A 19,085-nucleotide genomic window follows, 5' to 3' on the forward strand; every position below is an offset into this window, starting at 1 on the left:
ATGGGACCTTGCTTGAGGAGAATGCCGTCAAGGACGGGTGCGGGAAAGGGCGATCAGCCGATGAGATGGGCCGTCGTGAACACGGCACCGATGGTGCCGCCCAGCGCGGCAACGAGAGCGATGAGGCCGTAGCGCCAACCGGCCGGCGCCTCGCGCAGGCCGAGAAACTCGGTCAGCACGATCCACGCCTTGGCGATGGTCAGGGTGAGGATCGCCCAGACGAGTAGGGGCGCTGGTCCGCCCGAAACCTCGAGCGAGACGACGGCGAGCAGCGCCAGGGCAACGGCGGCAAGATGCAGGCGGGCCATCAGGATCACCCGATCAGGTAGACGACGGGGAAGACCAGGATCCACACCAGGTCGACCATGTGCCAGAAGGCGGTGCCGGTCTCCAGGTTCTCCAGGCTGTTGCGCCAGGCGACCACGGCCAGCAGCACGATACCGGCGACCACATGCAGCGCATGGAAGCCGGTGACGAGATAGTAGAGTTCGAAGAAGGTGCCGCTGTCCGGGCCGTGGCCGGCCTTGAGCTTGGCGGCGTATTCGATCCCCTTCACCACGAGAAACGCCGCCCCGAGCGCCATTGCCGCGACGAGTTGCGGGCGGCCCGAGCCGTTGCTCCTGCGCCGCTGCACGGCCAGTGCCGCGCACCAGCCGCTGGCGATCAGCACCAAGGTGTTGAGCCCGCCGAGCCGCACGTCCAGCACGGCCTGTCCCGCGGCGAACTCCACCGGGTTCAGCATCCGCGCCACCGAGAACCCGACCAGCAGGGCGCCGAAGACGGCGAGTTCCCCGAGGATCAGGATCCACATCATCGGATTGCCGGGCAGTCCGTCGAGCGGCCCCCATCCCTCGTCGGGCGTCTCGCCCGCAACGTCGTCATGCATGCTCGCGCCTCCTGTTGGCGCGACCCTATCAGCCGCCCGCGGCGCGAAGTTTGAGCCGCCGCAAACTCGCGCCGCGGTGGCTTCTGCAGAGTTTGCGCTGGAGCAACGTCCGCCGGCGGGCTTGGTCCTAGCTCTTCTCCACTGTCGGCATCCGTCAGCAAACTGGAGAGCATACATGTCCGGACCAAGCGAGCCGCATCGACCGCCGGTCGAGCGTTTCACCAAGTCGGCCGCCAGGAACATCTTCTACGGTGGTTCGATCTTCTTCTTCGTCGTCTTCGTCGCCCTGACCGCGCACAGTCATTGGTACATCGTCACCACCTCCACGGACGAAGCCTCGATGACCGCGTCAGTGATCCGCGGCAAGCACGTCTGGGAGAAGCACTCCTGCATCAACTGTCACTCGATCCTCGGGGAAGGCGCCTATTTCGCGCCCGAGGTCGGCAATGTCTGGGTCCGCTACGGCGGCCGCGACGATGCGGGAGGCGCAAGGGAGGGCCTGATCGCCTGGATGGAGGCGCAGCCGACCGGCATCGAGGGCCGCCGCCAGATGCCCCAGTTTCACCTGACCGAACAAGAACTGAACGACCTCGTCGACTTCCTCGAGTGGACGAGCCGGATCGATACGCAGGGCTGGCCGCCCAACGACGCGGGCTGAGGAGCACACCCCGATGAAATACGCTTCCCAAAGAGTGGCCTACTGGTACTTCGTCTGTGCCATGGTCCTGTTCGGCGTGCAGATCCTTGCCGGCGGCCTTGCCGGTACGGTCTACGTCCTGCCGAATACCCTCGCGGAACTGATGCCGTTCAACATCATCCGCATGATCCACACCAACGCGCTCATCGTCTGGCTGCTGATGGGCTTCTTCGGCTGCGCCTACTACCTGATCCCGGAAGAGGCGGAGCGCGAGATCGAGAGCCCGTTCCTCGCCTATCTGCAGCTCGTGCTGCTGATGGTCGGCGCGCTCGCCGCCGTCATCGGCTACACGCAAGGCATCCATGGCGGGCGCGAGTTCCTGGAGCAGCCGCTGTGGATCAAGATCGCCATCGTCGTGGTGGCGCTGATCTTCCTCTACAACGTGTCGATGACCGTGCTGAAGGGCCGGCGCACCGCCGTCACCAGCGTGCTTCTGCTCGGCCTGTGGGGCATCGCCGTGTTCTGGCTCTTCGCCTTCTACGCGCCGGACAACCTGTCGCTCGACAAGGTCTACTGGTGGTACATCGTCCATCTGTGGGTGGAGGGCGTGTGGGAACTGGTGATGGCCGCGGTCCTTGCCTTCCTGCTGATCAAGCTGACCGGCGTCGACCGGGAAGTCATCGAGAAGTGGCTCTACTCGATCGTCGGCCTTGCCCTGTTCTCGGGCCTGCTCGGCACCGGCCACCACTATTACTGGATCGGCGCGCCCGGCTACTGGCAGTGGGTCGGATCGATCTTCTCCGCCCTCGAGGTCGCGCCGTTCTTCGCGATGGTGGTCTTCGCCTTCACCATGGTGTTCCGCGGCCGCAAGGATCATCCGAACCGGGCCGCGGTGCTGTGGTCGCTCGGCTGCACGGTCGGCGCCTTCTTCGGGGCCGGCGTGTGGGGCTTCCTCCACACCCTGTCTTTCGTGAACTACTACACGCATGGCACGCAGCTCACCGCCGCCCACGGGCATCTCGCCTTCTACGGCGCCTATGTGATGCTGAACCTGGCGCTGATCTCCTATGCCATGCCCTATCTGCGCGGCAAGGCGCCCTATCACCAGACGCTGAACATCGTCTCCTTCTGGCTGATGAGCGGCGCCATGACGGTGATGACCTTCGCCCTGACCTTTGCCGGGGCCGTGCAGATCCATCTGCAGCGCGTGATGGGCATGTCCTACATGGAGGTGCAGGACGAGATCGCTCCGTTCTACTGGGTGCGTCTCGGCTCCGGCGTCCTCGTCGTCATCGCCGCGCTGATGTTCCTGTGGGCGGTGTTCGGCCCCGTCCGCGAACGGCGCAGGGTCGCTCGCCAGGACCGCGCTGCCGCACTGCAGGCTGCCGAGTGACAACAAGGCCGGGCGCCGCACCCTCGGCGCCCGGCCCTTCCCCTTCTCCGCCCTTTTGCAGATGCGCCCTCGCCGGGCGTTTCAAGGAGTGACCTTCGATGACCCCCGCGACCCATCCCGCCGCCGTCCGCAGCCCGGCCCCCGACCTGCCCTTCTATGCGGCCACCGGCGACGAGTGCCTGCTGTTCGAACAGGCCTGGCGCAACCGGCTGCCGGTGCTGCTGAAGGGGCCGACCGGCTGCGGCAAGACCCGCTTCGTCGCCCATATGGCGGCGCGCCTCGGCCGCCCGCTCTACACCGTCGCCTGCCATGACGACCTCACCGCCGCCGACCTGACCGGGCGCCATCTGCTGAAGGGCGGCGAGACGGTGTGGGCCGACGGGCCGTTGACGAGGGCGATGCGCGAGGGCGCAATCCTCTATCTCGACGAGGTGGTTGAGGCCCGCAAGGACGTGACCGTCGTGCTGCATCCGGTCACCGACGACCGGCGCACGCTGACCCTAGAGCGCACCGGCGAGACGATCGTCGCGCCGCCCGAATTCATGCTCGTCGTCTCCTACAATCCCGGCTACCAGAACGTGCTGAAATCGCTGAAGCCCTCCACGCGCCAGCGCTTTGTGGCGATGGAATTCGGCTATCCGGACCCGCAGACGGAAGCGGCCATCGTCGCCAGCGAAAGCGGGCTTGCGGCGGAGCGCTGCGTGCCGCTGGTGCGCATCGCCAACGCGCTGCGCGACCTCAAGGGACAGGATCTCGACGAGGGCGCCTCGACCCGGCTTCTGGTCTATGCGGCGACCCTGATCCATGCCGGGATGAAGCCGGCGCTGGCGATCGAGGCGGCGCTGCTGCAGCCGCTGAGCGACGACCCGGACGTGCAGGCGGCGCTCGCCCGCGTCGCAGACCTGGCGCTGGGGTAGCATCATGTCGCTGTTCGAGCCGGAGGAATTCGTCGGGTCGCACTGGCACAGGCTGGTCGGCGGCCTCACCACCCTGCCCCATCATCCGGATGCGGCGGTGACGCTTGCCGGCCTGCGCGGCCGGCTCGGCGTGCTGTTCCGGGCGATGGGCGGCAACGGCGCGCTGCGCCTTGTCGAGAGCGCGCCTGCGGTTTCCCCTCATCGGCTGTCGCTGCTGCGGCGCGTCGGGCTCGGCGCCGAGCGGATGGATGTTGCGATCCTCGACAGCTCGACGCTGCGGCTACCGGCCGTCATCGACAGCTTTCCCGACCGCTCCGACAATGTCGCGCTGTACGAGTGGCTGGTCTGCTGGTTCGCCCATGCCGGAGCGGGGGCGGCACGAAGCGGCGATCCGCTGGTCGACGACCTGCTGCGGCTGCGTCAGTCCATCGCCACCACCCGCGCCACCCTGCAGGCGTGGCCCGGCCTGCGCCCGCTGTTCCACCGGTTGCGCGCGGCGGCCCTTGCGGTTCGCCCGCAGCGTGCTCTCCCTGCGGCCGAGATGCGCGTCGAACAGGCGATCCGGGCCCTGCTCGCCGGACAGCGCGGCGATGCCGGAGAAGATCTCCTCGCTCTCATCGAGAACCCGGATGCGGATCTTGCCGGCGTCAAGGCCCCGCGCGGCTACCGCACCTATCTGCCGGTGCCGCTGTTCGGCGAGATCCGCGAGGAGACCGGCACGCCCCGCCCCGACGATGCCGACGAGCCCTCCGGCACCTCAATTGCCGTCGATGCCCGCCGCCGCCAGGCCGAGCGGCGCGACACCGACATGAGCGACCGCGGCGATCCGCTCTACTTCCACCGCTTCGAGACGATCTTCTCGCTGGCAGAGATGGTCAACGTCAACCGCCGGGTCGACGACGACGACGAGGACGGCGCCCGGCAAGCGGCCGACGACATCACCGAACTGACCATCGGCAGCAATCGGCAGAAGGCCGGCGTCCGCCTCAAGATGGATCTCGACCTTGCTCCGTCCGAGGCCGAGGACGGAAGCCTTGCCGAAGGGCTCACCTATCCGGAATGGGACTGGAAGCGGCGAGCCCACCGGCCGGACCACTGCCGCGTCATCGCCGCGCGCGCGCCCGAGACCGGCGAGGTCTGGCTCCCCGACGACGGCTTGCGGCGGCGGATCCGCGCCGTCCGCCGCCAGTTCGAGGCCCTGCGGCCGCGGCGCCTCGTGCTGCACGGCCAGCCGGACGGCGACGAGCTCGACCTTTCCGCCCTGGTGCGGGCGGAGGCCGACCGGCGGGCCGGCAGCGCGGGCTCCGAGAACGTCTTCACCTGCGGCCGTGCCGTGGAGCGGGATCTCTCCGTCGCCGTGCTGATGGACGTCTCGCTGTCGACCGACGCGTGGATCGGCGGCCACCGCGTCCTCGATGTCGAAAAGGCGGCGCTGCTCGCCCTCACCCACGGGCTGACCGCCTGCGGCGACGAGCACGCGGTCTACACATTCACCTCGCGCCGGCGGCAGAGCGTGCGGGTCGACACGGTGAAGACCTTCGACGAACCGCTCGGGTCCACCGTCGAGCGCCGCATCGCGGCCTTGCGGCCCGGCCAGTACACCCGCATGGGCGCGGCGATCCGCCATGTCGCCCGGCAGCTCGTCGAGCGGCCGCAGCGCCACCGCCTGCTGCTGCTGCTGACCGACGGCAAGCCGAACGACATCGACTATTACGAGGGGCGCTACGGGATCGAGGACACGCGCGAGGCGATCCGCGAGGCGCGGCGGGAGGGATTGACCGTCTTCGGCGTCACCGTCGACGAGGCGGCGCGCGACTATTTTCCCTACCTGTTCGGCAAGGGCTCCTACGCGATCATCGCCGATCCGGAGCGGTTGCCCGGCGCCCTGCCGGCGATCTACCGGCGGCTCGTCTCGTAAGGCTCACGCGTCGCCGGTCTCTCCGGCGACAAGGCGCGCCCAGAACCCGGCGACCGCCGTCCGGTCGCCGAGCCGGCGGCTCAGCGCGATGCCGCCTTCCGCGATCGCCCGCGCCTTCGCCCTGTCGCGGACGAGCGTCAGCACCGCATCGCGGAACGCCGCAGGCTCATGCGCGGCAAAGAGGCCGTTGCGACCCTCCTCGATCACCGGGCCGAACACCGCCGTCGGCGTATAGATGCCGGCGGCGCCCGCCACCGCATGCTGGTGCAGCTTGATGATCGAGCGACCGTCATTGACCGGATTGATCGCGTAAGGGGCGAGCGCCACGTGATGGCGCGCCTCGGTCAGCCAGGCCTGGAAGTCCTCCAGCACCATCGGTGCCCTATGCGCGACCTGCCGCGAGGCCGGCAGAAGCGCCTCGCCCTTGCCTCCCAGGAAGGTCTCGAGGCGCAGGCCCGGCTCGGCGCCAAGCGCTTCGGCAAGGCCCGGCGCCACGGCCGCGAAGTCCTCCGCATGGGTCGCCGTGCCGAGGAACAGGACGCGGGTCTCGCCGTCCTCCCTGTCGAAATGCGAGAGATCGCCGGTCGGCGCAAGGTCGGCCGGATGCAGGAAGGCGCCCGGTACCGGCGCCAGCCGCTCGAGCAGCCGGCGGTTGGGCGCGACCGCCACGTCGACGAGATCGCGCAGCCTGGGGAAGAGGGTCGCGAGGAACCGCGCCATCCGCCCCCGATAGCGGGGATCGAGGCGCGTGTCGCTGGCCATCGCCCACAGATCGTCGTCGAGGAGATAGGCGATCCGCCCGCCCTTGGCGCGAAACGCCGCCAGCAGCCGCAGGTCGCGCGCCGTCACATAGCGCACGACCACGGCAAGGCTCCGGCCCTCCCCGTCGGTCAGCGTCAAGCCGTGCTGGCCGATGCGCCCGAGCCGCAGCCCGGCCGCCGCCAGTTCGGCTGCGCAGATCTCCACATAGTGATAGCGCGTCGGATAGGCGGTCTTCGGCCGCCCCGTGAAATGGTCGAAGGCGGTCGCCAGCGCCGCCTTGCGAAACAGGGTCGGACGAAGGATCACGAGGTGCTCCCTTGCGAGAGTTCCGCAAGCCGTTGGCGCGCAAGGTCATTGTCGGCAAACAACTGCACGGTCTCTTCCAGAACCGAGCGGGCCATATCGTGCTCTCCCGAGCGCCGCAGCAGATGCGCCAGCGTCACCCGGTAGCCCGCAACGCCGGGGGCACGTTCGACCGCCCTGCGCTGAAGGGCGACAGCTTCCGCAAGGTGCTCCGGACGACGGGAGAAGATCCAGGCCGCGAGTACCATTCCTCGATCCCGGTCGGGAAACCGCGCGACGAGCCCGCGCGCCAGATCCACAACCGCTGGACTTGATCCTTCCACTGAAAACCTGGCCCTTGCATGTTCATGCGCCGCATCGAAATGCGACGGGTCTTCCGCCTCGGCAATGTGTGCCCATCGCATTGCCTCTTCCGCGTTGCCAAGACGCTGGAGAACTCTTGAGCGATGATAGCTGCGCGAAGGCAGCAGTTCCTCTGCGGCCTTCTTGCGGATGATCACCATCTTGGCGGGGCCGGTGGACAGGCCCGCCTCGTTGACGAACGTCACGCCGGCAATCTGCGAGGCCGCCTCCAGATAGCGCTCTTCGGGAATGTCTCCTGTTTCCGCGAACCTGCCATCCAAAAGATAGCGGGAGAAAAGCTCTGCCGTTTTGGGTACCTGCCGCAGGTTTTCGATCTGCTCCGGCTGCCAGTGGAGATCCTCGATCACGTAGGTGCCGCCTGGAACGAGCGCCGGAAACAGCTCGATGAACGCCGTCTGCTGATGCCACGAGGCATGCGATCCGTCGTCCACCACGACATCGAAGCCCTCCGGACACGCACCCCGCAGTCGCGCAAGGTCCACAGGGTCTCCCATATCCCCCTGCACGAACGTGAAACGCTCAAGCGAAACGGCCGAGAAATCGGAGATGTCGAAGCCGAAGACCTGTGCATTCGGCAGATAGTCCAACCACATCCTGACCGACGGTGCATCGACGGTCTCGCGACGGGCACTGCCGCCCGTCGCCTCCGGCCCACCGACCAGCAGTCCGATCTCAAGGAAATTGAGCGGCTCGGCCCTGCGATGGGCAAGCAGCAGGTCATATACGGCGGTATAGCCGTGCGCGTCGCGGTTGCGATAGCCCTTGTCCGAACCGTATCTGTCCGCGAGCGCACCCAAGTCGGGGGGCTGACCTTGCATGGTCATTGTGAGGCTCCTGCTCGTCGGGTTGTCGGCAACCATACCTAGACCAGCGGGCAAGCGACTACCAGTTCCCGAGCGGGCAATGGGCAGTTTCCACATCTCAAACCGGATTGCCGTCGCGCAGCTTCAGCCATTGCGACCCGTCGGAATAGGCGAATTGCGCCCCTCCGGCCGCATCCGAGACATAGGTGAGCGTGCCGGCCCCGACACTCGCGGCGGACGGCAGCGCGGCCTTGAGATAGCTCGCCGTGCGCACCGGCCCCGCCACGTGCAGCCGCGCTGTCGGATTCGCGATTCCAACGCCGACCTCGCCGCCGCTGGCGATCCGGATCCGCTCGCTGCCGCCGGCGAAAAGCCGGTGCGAGCGCGTCGGCGTGTCGTACATCGACATGATGTCCGACTGCGCCCCGTAGATATAGAAGGCCGAGCGGTTCCAGTCCGGGATGCCGATCCACGCCTGGGTTCCGCTGGTCCCGCTATTGATCAATTGGAGGAACGGGGCGAAGGAAGACGTCAGACGAACACTTCCGGACACCTCCAGCCGCACGGGGCCCGGCGCTTTGCCGATGCCGACATGACCATTGGCGCGATCGACCGTGACGGACTGAACCCATTCCGCGCCATCGGCGGACACTTTCAACTGCAGATCGTCCGAGCCGAGAAGCCCCAGTTCCGCCCGTCCCGAATAGCCGGACTGGAACATCACGCCGGCGGCGTTGCCCGTCGCCGCCTTGCTCACCTTGAGGGAATGATCGCCTGATCCCCCGTCGAACAGGCTTGCCGGACCGCGCACCGCCAGCCGGTTGGTCGCGTCCGCCGTGGCATTGACACCGAGCATGCCGAATGCGGCGGGAAGATCGCCCCACCCCTCCCCGTCATGCAGGAGCAGGCGCTCCTCGTCCACCACCCAGGCGAGCCAGCCGGCGCGGGGCGTGTGGAACGCCCAGGCGCCTGCGTGCCGCCGGGCCAGCTTGCCGCCCTGGCCCGCCCAGTCTCCCTGGCCGGCACCGGCGATCACGTATCGCGCGCCGTCGCCGGGATCGGTTGGCGGCGTGTCCTGCGACCTCGACAGCACCGCCAGTTGGACGAGGCCGTCGAGGATCAGCAGCGCCTCGTTCTGCGTAATGTGCTTCTGCGCCTGCGAAGCCTGCAGCAGAGGAAGAGACAGATTGAGGGAAGCGTCGGCCATCCAGCGGCTCCTTTGTCCTGCACCTGCGTCAGGATAACAGCCGCTGCCTATGTCGAGGATAATTCGCCCGAAATGGTGACAGTTGAGCCTCGATCCTCTACACGTGTCGACAGCAGTTTGCACGCTGGCGAGCCCCCCTGCCATCGATGCTTCAACGCCTGAATACGCCTGGAAAGGACCTGCCTGTGAGTGAAGAACAGCTCCGCACGAACGTCTACGCTGCACTCAAGACTTTTCAGGACAGTCTTCGAACCTATCGTCGTGAGACCGGCTCCCCTCCCGAGTTCCTGATCAGCGGTGCGTCACCGGCAATCCCCCGGGAGCTTCTCGCAGGCTGCAAGGTGCTTCCGCGCAGAGAAGACATCATTGCGGATCTTCCCAAGGGGGGGATCGGCGTCGAGGTTGGAACGCAGACCGGTCGCTTTGCCAGAACCTTGATGGATCTGGCGAAGCCGCGAAAACTCTACCTGCTTGATATCGACTACACCCCGTTCCGCAAGGAGCATGTCGAGCAGGAATTGGAGGCCGGCACGGTCGTCACTCGCGAAGGCTCTTCCTGGGATCTCCTGGAAGAGTTCGAGGACGAATATTTCGACTTTGCCTATATCGATGCCGGGCACGGATACGAGATGGTCAAGAAGGACCTGGCCGCCTCCTTGAGAAAGGTCAAGAAAGGCGGATACATCCTGTGCAATGATTTTGTTGTCTGGAGCGCTCTCGAAGCGATTCCATATGGCGTGCACAAAGCAGTTTGCGAGACGGTTTCAAGCAACAAGCTCCAGGTCACCCACTTCGCTTTCCATCCTTATGGATATAGCGATATCGCGTTCAGAAACTCCTAACCGTTCGATTCCGTGATTTGCAGCCGCTCTCACAGCAAGATCTGAATCTGGTATCGTAACCATGGAAACCACCAGAACCATTCTCGTGGAGAGAGGCCCCTTTGAAACAATTCAAGGCAACTATTATTTATAACCGTGCCTGCATATAATAGTAGCCTCTCATCAACGCGTAATCTCCGTAACAATACTCAACAAGATTTCTTTGCGCGCGATGGCCAAGATCCTCAAACTTGATCTTGTCGCCTCCCACCTGCTCGCGGCCGAGCTCTAGGGGGTGACCGACCGCATTGGACAAAAGCTCGACCAAGCCTCCGATGTCCTCGATACGAAACACGCGGTGGTAATAGGCAAGGTCCGGACCAAGAAACGCGGATACCGGATCCGTGTGATGCTTGATGGAGCCGGAAAGAATACGGAACTTGCCGATATTGTTGAAGAAATGATCAGGTGACGGATTGGGATGGACGCCCAGGCGCGATGCCAGATCGGCATCGATATGATCTTCCGAAAGCTCCCGATGGAACGCCACGCGATTGCTGTAGGCCGAGAGCAGCCGGGCGATCGGATCGCGAATGACCGCAAGACGTGTCATGCCGGCAAAGGGGGCTCTGTCCACATCGATGAACGAAGGCGTTCCGTAAGCAGCGTTATGGATATGCTTGAGAACGCCGTCCTCTTCATACATCTCGAACTTGCGCCCATTGTTCAACTCGAACATGAGCATCTTCAGGGAGGTACACGCTGTCTTGGGAACCGGGAAATAAACGATATTATGGTTATTCAGAACGACAGCCATTCTCTTTCCCTGGTTCTTCTTGCGGCAAAAAGCTCAACTCACCCCACATTCCACAGTCGATAGCCTTCCGGGGAGCGATCCGTCAAGGCAGTGCTGGTCGCGGTGGCGCCATAATTCGCCGCGATCCGCAGCCGGCCGATCACCTCGATCTCGTCGCGGGACGGCCGGCTGAGCAGCCGGTCGAGGCCGCGGAAGGCATCGGCCGGATCGAGCGGCTGCGGGCCGAGGCGGGGATTGGCGAGCATCTCCTCGACAAAGGCGAGCGCGGCCCGCTGGATCGGGCCGATGGCTTCCGCATGCTGGCGCTCCTCGTCGGGGCGCTCTTCGCACACCGCGGTGATGCCATCCGCCGTGCGGCGATAGCCGGCCGTCGAGCCGTGCCCCGCAGTGTGCAGCAGTTCGACGAGGCTCGGGCTCTTGCGCAGGGCCTGCGCCCGCAAGGTCCCGTCGAGCGAAAAGAGATAACCGGCCGCGTCGAACCCGGCGAGCGTCGCCCTGTCCAGGAAAAGACCGAGATAGCGTCCCGACAGCCGGCCATGCCAGCCGCGTGCGCGCAGCACCTCGCCAAGCCCCTTCTGCAGCGAGCCGTGCCAGCCGATATCGACCAGCGTCGCCGCCTCGGCGCCCGTCACGCCTTCCTGCGCCAGATAGTCGGCGAAGAGATCCGCATGCGCCTCGTTGGCGGCCTGCAGCGCTTCGCGGCACGCCTCGAACAGCTTGGCGAACCGCCCTGCCCCGGCCTTGTCGCCGATCGCCACCACGTCCTGCGGCGACGAGAAGCCCGCAGCCCGGATCTCAGCCGAGAAGGCGTGCGGGTCGAGCCCCCAGCGCGCCAGCGCGTCGGCCGGGGTCAGGCGGGCCCAGTTCTGGGCGAACAGCGCGGCGGCGGCGGCCGGCTCGCTCACCGCGCGGGCGCGGTAGATCGCCTGGCGCGACACCATCAGGTAGCGGCTCTGCGTCTGCCCGCCGAAGCGCCGGCGGAACAGGTCGAAGGCCTGTTTCATCACCAGCCCGTCGCGCGAGCAGAAATGCAGCGCCGGCGTCTCGTTCGCCTGCGCCTCCCGGTGCAGCCAGCCGGCCATGCCGAACAGCAGCGGGCCGAGGCATTCGCGGCCGACCCGCTCCAGCACCGGCATGTGCTCCGGCTCGCGCGGCGCAATGCCGGAGCCGAAGAGGTCGTCCGCAACGCTGGCGAACACCGCGCTCGAGGGCTGCGGGCTCGGATTGCGCCAGTCGATCCGCCAGCGTCCGACAAGCCGGCCTGCCGGATTGGCGACCCGCAAATGCGCGATGCCCGCCTGCAGCGCCCGCGAGCCGTCCGACCACGGATTGTCGCCGACATGGGCGATCTGCCGCGGCGCCACGCCCATCTCCTTGCAGACATGGGCGTAGAGATCGCCGTGATGCTTGGTGTGGTCGATATCGCAGGAGACGAACAGCCGCTCGTGCCCCTCATAGCCGTTGCGCGAAAGCGCCGCGTTGATGAATTCGGCGGCGGAGTAGAAATCCGAGACGAGGACGACGCGCTTTCCCGCCTTGACCGCCCAATGGTAGATCGGCTCGACGCCCGGGACGGGGCGCAGGTGCTCCAGTTCGACCTCCTGCTCGATCCGCTGCGCCGCCTCCAGCGCCGCCTGCGCCACGCGCGGCCGCCCGAGCGTCGGCAGCAGCGCGTCCATGCGCGCGTACATCTCCGCGAGCGTCACCTCCCGGCCCCGACGCTGTTCCAGCGCGCAGCGGGCCTCGCGCTCGCTGCGCATCCGCAGGCGCGCGAAGTCCGCGGCCGAAAGGCCGAGCAGCGGCCCCGCCCGCTCGCCGATGGTCAGGAACAGGTCGATCGGCCGGAACACCCCCTCGCGCCGCAGCAGGGTCTCGAAGACATCGAAGGAAATCACGTCGAAAGGCGCGAGCCGGCGCAGGACCTGCTGCAGAGCGTCGCCCGCGTCGCCGGATGTTGCGGCGACGGGCAGGCTCCCCGCGTCCAGATCGAGATAGTTCAGGGTCATGGGCGTTGCCTTCGCGGGTGCCGGATCAGCGCTTGCGGGTGATCAGCTTCTCGATATGCTTCATGTGGTCGCCCCGGTCGATCAGCAGCTTCTCCAGCCAGTGCATGTGCTGGCGCATCTGCCGGAGCTCGTCCGTCACCTCCCGGTGCAATTCGCCCATGTAGAGCATCTGGCTGTCCGCGCCGCCCCGGCCACTCGCCAGTCCCTCGCGCATGTGCCGGTTGATGTAGAGCGCCCGCTGGATCCGGTGCACGTCCTTCTGCGCCACGACCGTGTTGCCGTACTGGCTGGTCGTGCCGGCGGAGCGGTGGTGGTAGAAGGCGAGAGGCTCGCGCAGCACGTCGATGCGGAACCGTTCGGCGGCGCGCAGGTGGAAGTCCCAGTCGCCGAGCACCGGCAACTCGCCGTCGAACAGGCCGACCGTCTCCATCACCACCCGGCGGAACAGGAAGGAGATTGGCGGGAACTGGTTCTCCACCGACAGCCGCGTCAGTTCCAGCGCCTCCATGTCCTTGAACAGAAAGCGCTTGCGCTCGATGACGTTCTCGCCCTCGATATCCTCGATCACCACGGTCGCATGGGTGACGACGCCGCCGACATCCGGCGACGACGTGTCGAGATGGGCGATGCAGCGTTCCAGGAAGGTCGGGTCCCAGGCGTCGTCGTCGTCATGCACGACGAGGAACTCGCTCGCCGAATTGGTGACGCCGGCGTTGGACGCGTTCTCCATGCCGGTCGAGACCGGGTTGTTGATCACCAGCACCCGTCCCTGGAAGGCGGCGCGGCGTGCCTCCACCAGCTTGCGCACCGGCTCGGGATCGCCGCCGTCGTTGACCACCACCAGCGCCCAGTCGGTATAGGTCTGCGCCAGCACGCTGTCGAGCGCGCGCCGCAGCAGGAGCGGCCGGTCCTTGGTGCGCATGATCACGGCGACGCGGCCATAGGCCACCCGTCCGGCAACGGCGAGCCCCTTGCGGGCCGGCAGGTGCGGCGCGACCGCCGGCTTGTCCCAGCGCTGGGTCAGGCCCTGCGCCAGCATCAGCATGCGGTGGATGCCGTGCGGCAGATCGTGCGAATAGGCGCGGATGTTGCGCTGGAAGTCGACCTGGGCGCTCTCGCGGCCGCGCAGCATGCTCTGCGCCGCGACCCGGTACCAGAAGTGCGCCCGGTTCAGCAGCTCGTGCCGCAGGCCGAGCGTGCTGGCCCTTGCGAACAGTTCCCAGTCCTCGTGGCCGCGGCCGAAGTCCTCGGTGAACCCGCCGATCGTCTCGAAGGCGGACCGGGTGATCAGCATGTTGGCATCGCCGAAGCAGTTGGACAGCACGCCGACGGCAAGGTCGGGGACCAGCGGCACGCCGATCTCGCGCGGGATGTCGTGCCCCGGCTCGATGGCGTCGGTGCCGTCGAACATGGCAAAGCGCGAGGTGACGATGTCCGCGCCGGTCGCCAGATGCGCGTCGACAAAGGCGTCGATCATGCCCGGATGGGCGAGATTGTCGTCGTCCATGAAGACGATCAGCTCGCCGGTCGAATTGCGCACCGCCGTGTTGCGGGCCGCGCCCAGATAGCTGTTCGGCTGGCGCACGATCCTGCCGTTGACGGCGGCAAGCTCGGCCTCGATCTCCGCCAGTTCGTCGGCGATGCCCGGCACCGCGCTGCCATCGTCGACGACGACGATCTCCAGCTCCGGATAGCCGCAGGCCAGCACCGAGGCGAGCGTCTGCCGCAACAGGCTGGTGCGGTTGAAATGGCTGATGCAGACGCTGACGCGCGGCCGCGACGTTGAGCGCACGGCGGGCGTCTGATGTGCTGCGGCAGCTCCGATCTCCGCCGCCAGCGCGGCGCCCATGTCACCGCCGACGGTGCCGGCCGCCAGCACGGGCCGGCTGCCGTCGAGTGCGGCTTCCAGCGCGTCGGCAAGGTCGGTGGCATTGCCGGCGCGCACGGACGACAGGTCGGCGGCGGCGAGCCCGGCGGAGACCGCCATCGCCTCCCAGACGGTGCCCTCGACCGCCGGAAGGCGTATCGAGAGGCCGTTTTCGGCATAGGCGCCGAGAAGGCCGGCGAAACTGTCGAGCGTCAGGTCGAGATGGACGCGCAGGTCGAAGCGCCACTTGCGGGCGCGGTCGCGCAGATAGGCGCCGGCGCGCCGGCCGCGCAGCCAGTCCTCGGTGCCGGCAAAGACGATGCCGAGCCTTTCCGGGTCGATGCCGGGCCGCCGCATCAGGCGGTCCAGCGCGTCGCACATCTGCACGAGCCCGGTGCGCGTGCGCAAGGGCGCGGCGAAGACCAGCCAGCAGCGCTCGCCCGTCTCCCGCGGGGCGCCGCTGACGCCTGCCGCGGAGCCGATCTCCACTGGGACGACGCGCGCGCGCTCGGCGATCGACGGCTCCAGGGCGGCGCAGGTCTCCAGCACCTCGGCCGAGGGAGCAAGGACGCGGGTGCAGGCGGCGAGCGCGGCCTTTTCCAGCGCCTCTTCCATCAGCAGGTCGGGCCGGTCCAGCAACTGGTCGCGGTCGAGCAGATCCTGCACCGCGAAGGTGTCGGCCAGCACCACCACCTGCGTCGTCGCCGGCAGCAGGCCCTGACGGCGCGAGGTGGCGCAATAGGCGAGGATGCCAGACCGGCTGGTGCCGGCGATCAGCGAGAAGGCATTGGCCCGCGCCCACAGGTCCAGCGCATAGGCCCGCTCCTGCGCGCCGCCAGCCGTCGAGGGCAGCACCGCCGGCGGCAGCGGCACGAAGGCGGCCGAGGCCAGCAGGCCGGCATTCTCCCGGCCGACCAGATCCACCACCAGCGGCTCTAGATCGCCGCTCGTCCCGCGCAGCGAGGCGCGGTGGCCGCAGGACACGATGGTGAGCGGGGCAATCCCGGCGCGAGCGGCGGCGACGGCTGCCAGCAGCACGGCGCGCGCCTCCTCGCGCGACTGCGCATTGGCGAGAGGGTCGGGCAGCACGAAGCAGGCGCCGGTGCGGCTGTGGCCGGCATCTTCCAGCCGGAAGGCGCCGCCCGTCAGCGCGAGCGCCTGCTCCAGCAGCACCCGGCCCTGGTAGGACGCACGCACCTGGATGGCGGAGCCGGGCGCCAGACGGCGCTCGAAGCGGAAGCCATGCGCGTCGGTGAGGAAGCTCTCGGCGGCAAGCTGCGGATGCGGATCGCCGGCCGCGCGCGTTTCCACCACCTTGCCGTCGACGATCAGCGACACGTCGGCGACGGCCTCGCCGTCCCAGGGCAGCAGCACCCAGCCGCAGACGGCGCCATCGACCTGCTCGACCCGCGCCAGCGCGTTGGTCTTCGGCTCGCCCGCCTGGAACAGGATCGGCCGCTCGGGCCAGCGACGCGCGTCGCCGACGATGCGCGCCTCGACCCGGTGCGGCAGCCCGTCGCGCCAGCGCGCCGAAATCCCGACGGAGAGGCGGCCGATGCCGGCCTCGTCGTCCGGCAGGCCGCGAGCGATCTCGATCGCCACCGGCTTGTCGTCGATCAGGATCTCGACCGCCGTCTCGCGGTTGGCCTGCCAGCGGTCGGTGACCACGCCGGCGATGCGGTCGTCGGCGATGTCGAGGGCAAGATCGAAGCGCTGGAACGCAAGCTCCCTGGCAAATGCCTTGACCGGTGCCGCGCCATCCGCGCCGGCCACATCGATGCGAACGGCATGGGTGCCGTCCTCCAGGTGCAGCGCCGGCACGGCGATGTCGAAGGCGAAATCGGGCGCGGCGGGCAGATCCGCCACCTGCCGCCCGCCGACCCACAGGCCGCAAGCGCCGCTCGTTGCCGTCAGCAACAGCCCCTGCCCCGCGATCCTGCGGTCGGAGATCTCCTGCACCACCAGCGCCAGCGCACCGTCCGCCGCGACCGTGAGCGGCACGCGCGCCGAACTCACCTGCTGGCCGTTGGCGAGAACGGCGACCCGCACCTGGACCAGGCCGTCCTTGCCCGCCGTCTTCGCCAGCGCGGCGATATCGCCCGGCTGCGCGCGCCAGGAGAAGGCGTGCAGCGCGTCCGTCGTACCCTGGTGGACGATCTTGCCGTCCAGCGAAATCTCGATCTCCACCGCCGCGCCGGAATTCTGCGGCAGCCAGGCCGCACCGTCGACGGCAAGCGGCGTCAGCAGCGTCAGGTCGCAGCGGATCTTGGCGAAGCTGCGGCTCTCGACCACGTGGAACGGCTTGGGCCGCCCCTTGCAGCGCAGTTCGATGGCGTGCGGGCGCCCGTCGCGCAGCACGGCCGGTATGGCGAAACGGAAACTGCAGGAGCCGCCCGCCTTGCCGGCATCGGCAAGGTCCTGGCGGTAGATGTCGGCGACGGTTTCGGCCAGCACGACGCCGTCCTCGACCAGTTCCAGCGGCAGCCGCTTTTCCGGCGTCGAGGGCGCCCAGATCCAGCCGACGACCCCCTCGTCATCGACCGCATCGACGTGGAAGTCGAGCGCGGCGGCGGCCGCTGCCTGCGGGAAGATGTGGAAAGGCACGCGGGCCCCGGCGAGGCGCAGGCTGAGCCGCGCCGGCGGCGTCTTCGCCACCTCCTCCGGCAGCACCAGGGCGAAGGCATGGGCGCCATCGCCCTTGCCGGCGAGCTTCAGGTCCTCGCGATAGGCATTTGCCGTGGTGCTGGCGACCACCCGTCCGTCGGCCACCGCCTCGATATGCGCCCGCTCGCCGGGGCGCTTGGGCAGCCAGGCCCAACCGGTGATGCGGCCCGGCGTCTTGCTGTCGATGTGGAATTCGACCTTGCCGGTGGCAACGCGCGGCGCCTGCCAGAACGGGCGGCGCGCGCCCTTGCAGCGCAGGCCGAGCCGCCCGGTCGCGCCCGGCTCCGGCAGGGTGACCGTGAAGCCGTGGGCGCCGTCGCCCTTGCCGGCCTTCATGAGGTCGTCGCGGAACTGGCTGGCTTCCACCGTTGCCAGCACCTGCGTGCCGTTGAGGATTTCGATGGTGATCCGCTCGCCCGGCCGATGCGGCCACCAGGCCCAGCCGGCCACGAGCACGGGACCGGCCTTGTCGACATGGAAGTCCGGGCGCGGCCCGCGCCAGAAGGCGAGGTTTGCCAGCAGCTTCTTCTTCGCAGGCCTGTTCGTCCCAGTGTTCAACATCTCTGTCCCGATCTGAAAGTTCTGCCGATCAATCACTTCGAATAGGCGCCGCGCTGGTGCCAACGCCAGGCATCCGCAATCATCTCGTCGAGGGCGGAGCGCTGCGGATCCCAGCCCAGTTCCGTGCGCGCGCGGGTGGAGCCGCAGACCAGTTGCGTCGCGTCCCCGGCGCGGCGCGGGCCTTCCTTCACCGGCACCGCCTGGCCGGTGACGCGGGCGGCCGCCTCGATCACCTCACGCACGGAGAACCCGCGCCCGGTCCCCAGGCAGAAGACGCGGTTGGGCTTCCCCTCGCGCAGCCAATTGAGCCCCGAAAGATGCGCATCGACAAGATCGCAGACATGCACATAGTCGCGGATGCAGGTGCCGTCCGGCGTCTGGTAGTCGGTGCCGAAGATGGTGATGGCGTCGCGCCGGCCGCTGATCGCGTCGAGCACCAGCGGGATGAGGTGGGTTTCCGGCACGTGGCACTCGCCGATCTCGCCGTCCGGATCGGCGCCGGCCACGTTGAAATAGCGGAAGATCGTGTGGCGCAGGCCGGCCGAGACGGAGAAGTCGCGCAGCATGTCCTCGATCGCCCGCTTGGAGGCGCCATAGGCGTTGATCGGCGCCTGCACCGTGTCCTCGTCCAGCACCACCCCGTCCTGCTCGCCATAGGTGGCGCAGGTCGAAGAGAAGACGAAGTCGAGGCAGCCGGCGGCAATCGCCGCCTCCACCAGGGTCAGCGTGGCGCCGACATTGCCGCGCCAGTAGCGCTCGGGATGCTGGATCGACTCGCCGACCTGCGACAGGGCGGCGAAATGCATGACGGCGACCGGCTGCCAGCGGGCGAAGACCTCGTCGAGCCGCGCCCGGTCGGCGAGATCCCCCTCCTCCACCGGCCCGAAGCGCACGGCCTCGCGCCAGCCGGTGGCGAAATTGTCGAAGGCCACCGGTTGATAGCCGGCGCGGCGCAGAGCCTTGCAGCAATGGGAGCCGATATAGCCGCCCCCACCCGTCACCAGAACAGTTTCTTCGGCCATGCCCTGAGTCCCGTCGCTTCCGATTGTTGCAGCGCATCATGGCCAGCCGTCGCAGCAACATTATGACGCGCGTCACAAGGTTGCCTTTCCCGCTGCCATCGGTCCCGGCTCCCTGCAATCAGGGAGCCGGGGCCGGTG

14 protein-coding genes are annotated in these 19,085 nt (G+C 67.8%); 5 read left to right on the forward strand and 9 right to left on the reverse strand.

Annotated elements, in window-relative coordinates:
* Positions 1-53: 53 nt before the first annotated feature.
* Both TSB10P1A_RS20360 and TSB10P1A_RS20365 read right to left on the reverse strand, forming a co-directional pair.
* Complete coding sequence (locus tag TSB10P1A_RS20360; RefSeq protein WP_186389774.1) at positions 54-308, reverse strand: cytochrome C oxidase subunit IV family protein; 255 nt, start codon at positions 306-308, stop codon at positions 54-56.
* 5 nt (positions 309-313) lie between these two features.
* Positions 314-886: a cytochrome c oxidase subunit 3 family protein gene (locus TSB10P1A_RS20365; protein WP_186389775.1), complete on the reverse strand. Its 573-nt coding sequence runs from the start codon at positions 884-886 to the stop codon at positions 314-316.
* Positions 887-1,061: 175 nt separating this feature from the next.
* On the opposite strand from TSB10P1A_RS20365, the gene TSB10P1A_RS20370 reads away from it, so the two are divergent.
* From TSB10P1A_RS20370 to TSB10P1A_RS20385, 4 genes are all read left to right on the forward strand, one after another.
* On the forward strand, positions 1,062-1,544 hold the full coding sequence (locus tag TSB10P1A_RS20370) for a cytochrome c (RefSeq protein ID WP_186389776.1): 483 nt from the start codon (positions 1,062-1,064) through the stop codon (positions 1,542-1,544).
* A 13-nt stretch (positions 1,545-1,557) separates the two neighbouring features.
* The gene (locus tag TSB10P1A_RS20375) at positions 1,558-2,916 is read left to right on the forward strand and encodes a cbb3-type cytochrome c oxidase subunit I (RefSeq protein WP_186389777.1); all 1,359 of its coding nucleotides are present in this window, start codon (positions 1,558-1,560) and stop codon (positions 2,914-2,916) included.
* A 98-nt stretch (positions 2,917-3,014) separates the two neighbouring features.
* Positions 3,015-3,833 (forward strand): CbbQ/NirQ/NorQ/GpvN family protein, encoded by an 819-nt coding sequence (locus TSB10P1A_RS20380; RefSeq protein WP_186389778.1) that lies wholly within the window; start codon positions 3,015-3,017, stop codon positions 3,831-3,833.
* A gap of 4 nt (positions 3,834-3,837) precedes the next feature.
* Positions 3,838-5,751 carry a nitric oxide reductase activation protein NorD gene (locus TSB10P1A_RS20385; RefSeq protein WP_186389779.1) on the forward strand — a complete coding sequence of 638 codons (1,914 nt, stop codon included), beginning with the start codon at positions 3,838-3,840 and terminating at the stop codon, positions 5,749-5,751.
* Positions 5,752-5,754: 3 nt separating this feature from the next.
* On the opposite strand, the gene TSB10P1A_RS20390 is transcribed toward TSB10P1A_RS20385, so the two are convergent.
* The 3 genes from TSB10P1A_RS20390 to TSB10P1A_RS20400 form a co-directional block, all read right to left on the reverse strand.
* On the reverse strand, positions 5,755-6,819 hold the full coding sequence (locus TSB10P1A_RS20390) for a hypothetical protein (protein ID WP_186389780.1): 1,065 nt from the start codon (positions 6,817-6,819) through the stop codon (positions 5,755-5,757).
* Positions 6,816-8,003 (reverse strand): hypothetical protein, encoded by a 1,188-nt coding sequence (locus TSB10P1A_RS20395; RefSeq protein WP_186389781.1) that lies wholly within the window; start codon positions 8,001-8,003, stop codon positions 6,816-6,818. Before TSB10P1A_RS20395 ends, TSB10P1A_RS20390 begins: the two co-directional genes overlap by 4 nt.
* Before the next feature lie 97 nt (positions 8,004-8,100).
* Complete coding sequence (locus TSB10P1A_RS20400; protein ID WP_186389782.1) at positions 8,101-9,189, reverse strand: DUF2793 domain-containing protein; 1,089 nt, start codon at positions 9,187-9,189, stop codon at positions 8,101-8,103.
* 185 nt (positions 9,190-9,374) lie between these two features.
* Between TSB10P1A_RS20400 and TSB10P1A_RS20405 the strand changes: the two genes are divergently transcribed.
* Entirely contained in the window at positions 9,375-10,031 is a 657-nt protein-coding gene (locus TSB10P1A_RS20405; protein ID WP_186389783.1) for a class I SAM-dependent methyltransferase, read from the forward strand.
* A gap of 127 nt (positions 10,032-10,158) precedes the next feature.
* On the opposite strand, the gene TSB10P1A_RS20410 is transcribed toward TSB10P1A_RS20405, so the two are convergent.
* Genes TSB10P1A_RS20410 through galE form a run of 4 tightly spaced genes read right to left on the reverse strand, consistent with a single transcriptional unit; the run spans position 10,159 to position 18,947 of the window.
* On the reverse strand, positions 10,159-10,827 hold the full coding sequence (locus TSB10P1A_RS20410) for a sulfotransferase family 2 domain-containing protein (protein ID WP_186389784.1): 669 nt from the start codon (positions 10,825-10,827) through the stop codon (positions 10,159-10,161).
* Positions 10,828-10,865: 38 nt separating this feature from the next.
* Positions 10,866-12,833, reverse strand: coding sequence for an HAD-IA family hydrolase (locus tag TSB10P1A_RS20415; RefSeq protein ID WP_186389785.1), 1,968 nt, complete (start codon positions 12,831-12,833; stop codon positions 10,866-10,868).
* Positions 12,834-12,858: 25 nt separating this feature from the next.
* Positions 12,859-17,925, reverse strand: a complete 5,067-nt coding sequence (locus TSB10P1A_RS20420; RefSeq protein WP_186389786.1) for a glycosyltransferase — start codon at positions 17,923-17,925, stop codon at positions 12,859-12,861.
* Positions 17,926-17,957: 32 nt separating this feature from the next.
* Complete coding sequence (gene galE, locus TSB10P1A_RS20425) at positions 17,958-18,947, reverse strand: UDP-glucose 4-epimerase GalE (protein WP_186389787.1); 990 nt, start codon at positions 18,945-18,947, stop codon at positions 17,958-17,960.
* Positions 18,948-19,085 lie beyond the last annotated feature (138 nt).

Source organism: Stappia sp. TSB10P1A (assembly GCF_900185725.1).
Classification (GTDB): domain Bacteria; phylum Pseudomonadota; class Alphaproteobacteria; order Rhizobiales; family Stappiaceae; genus Stappia.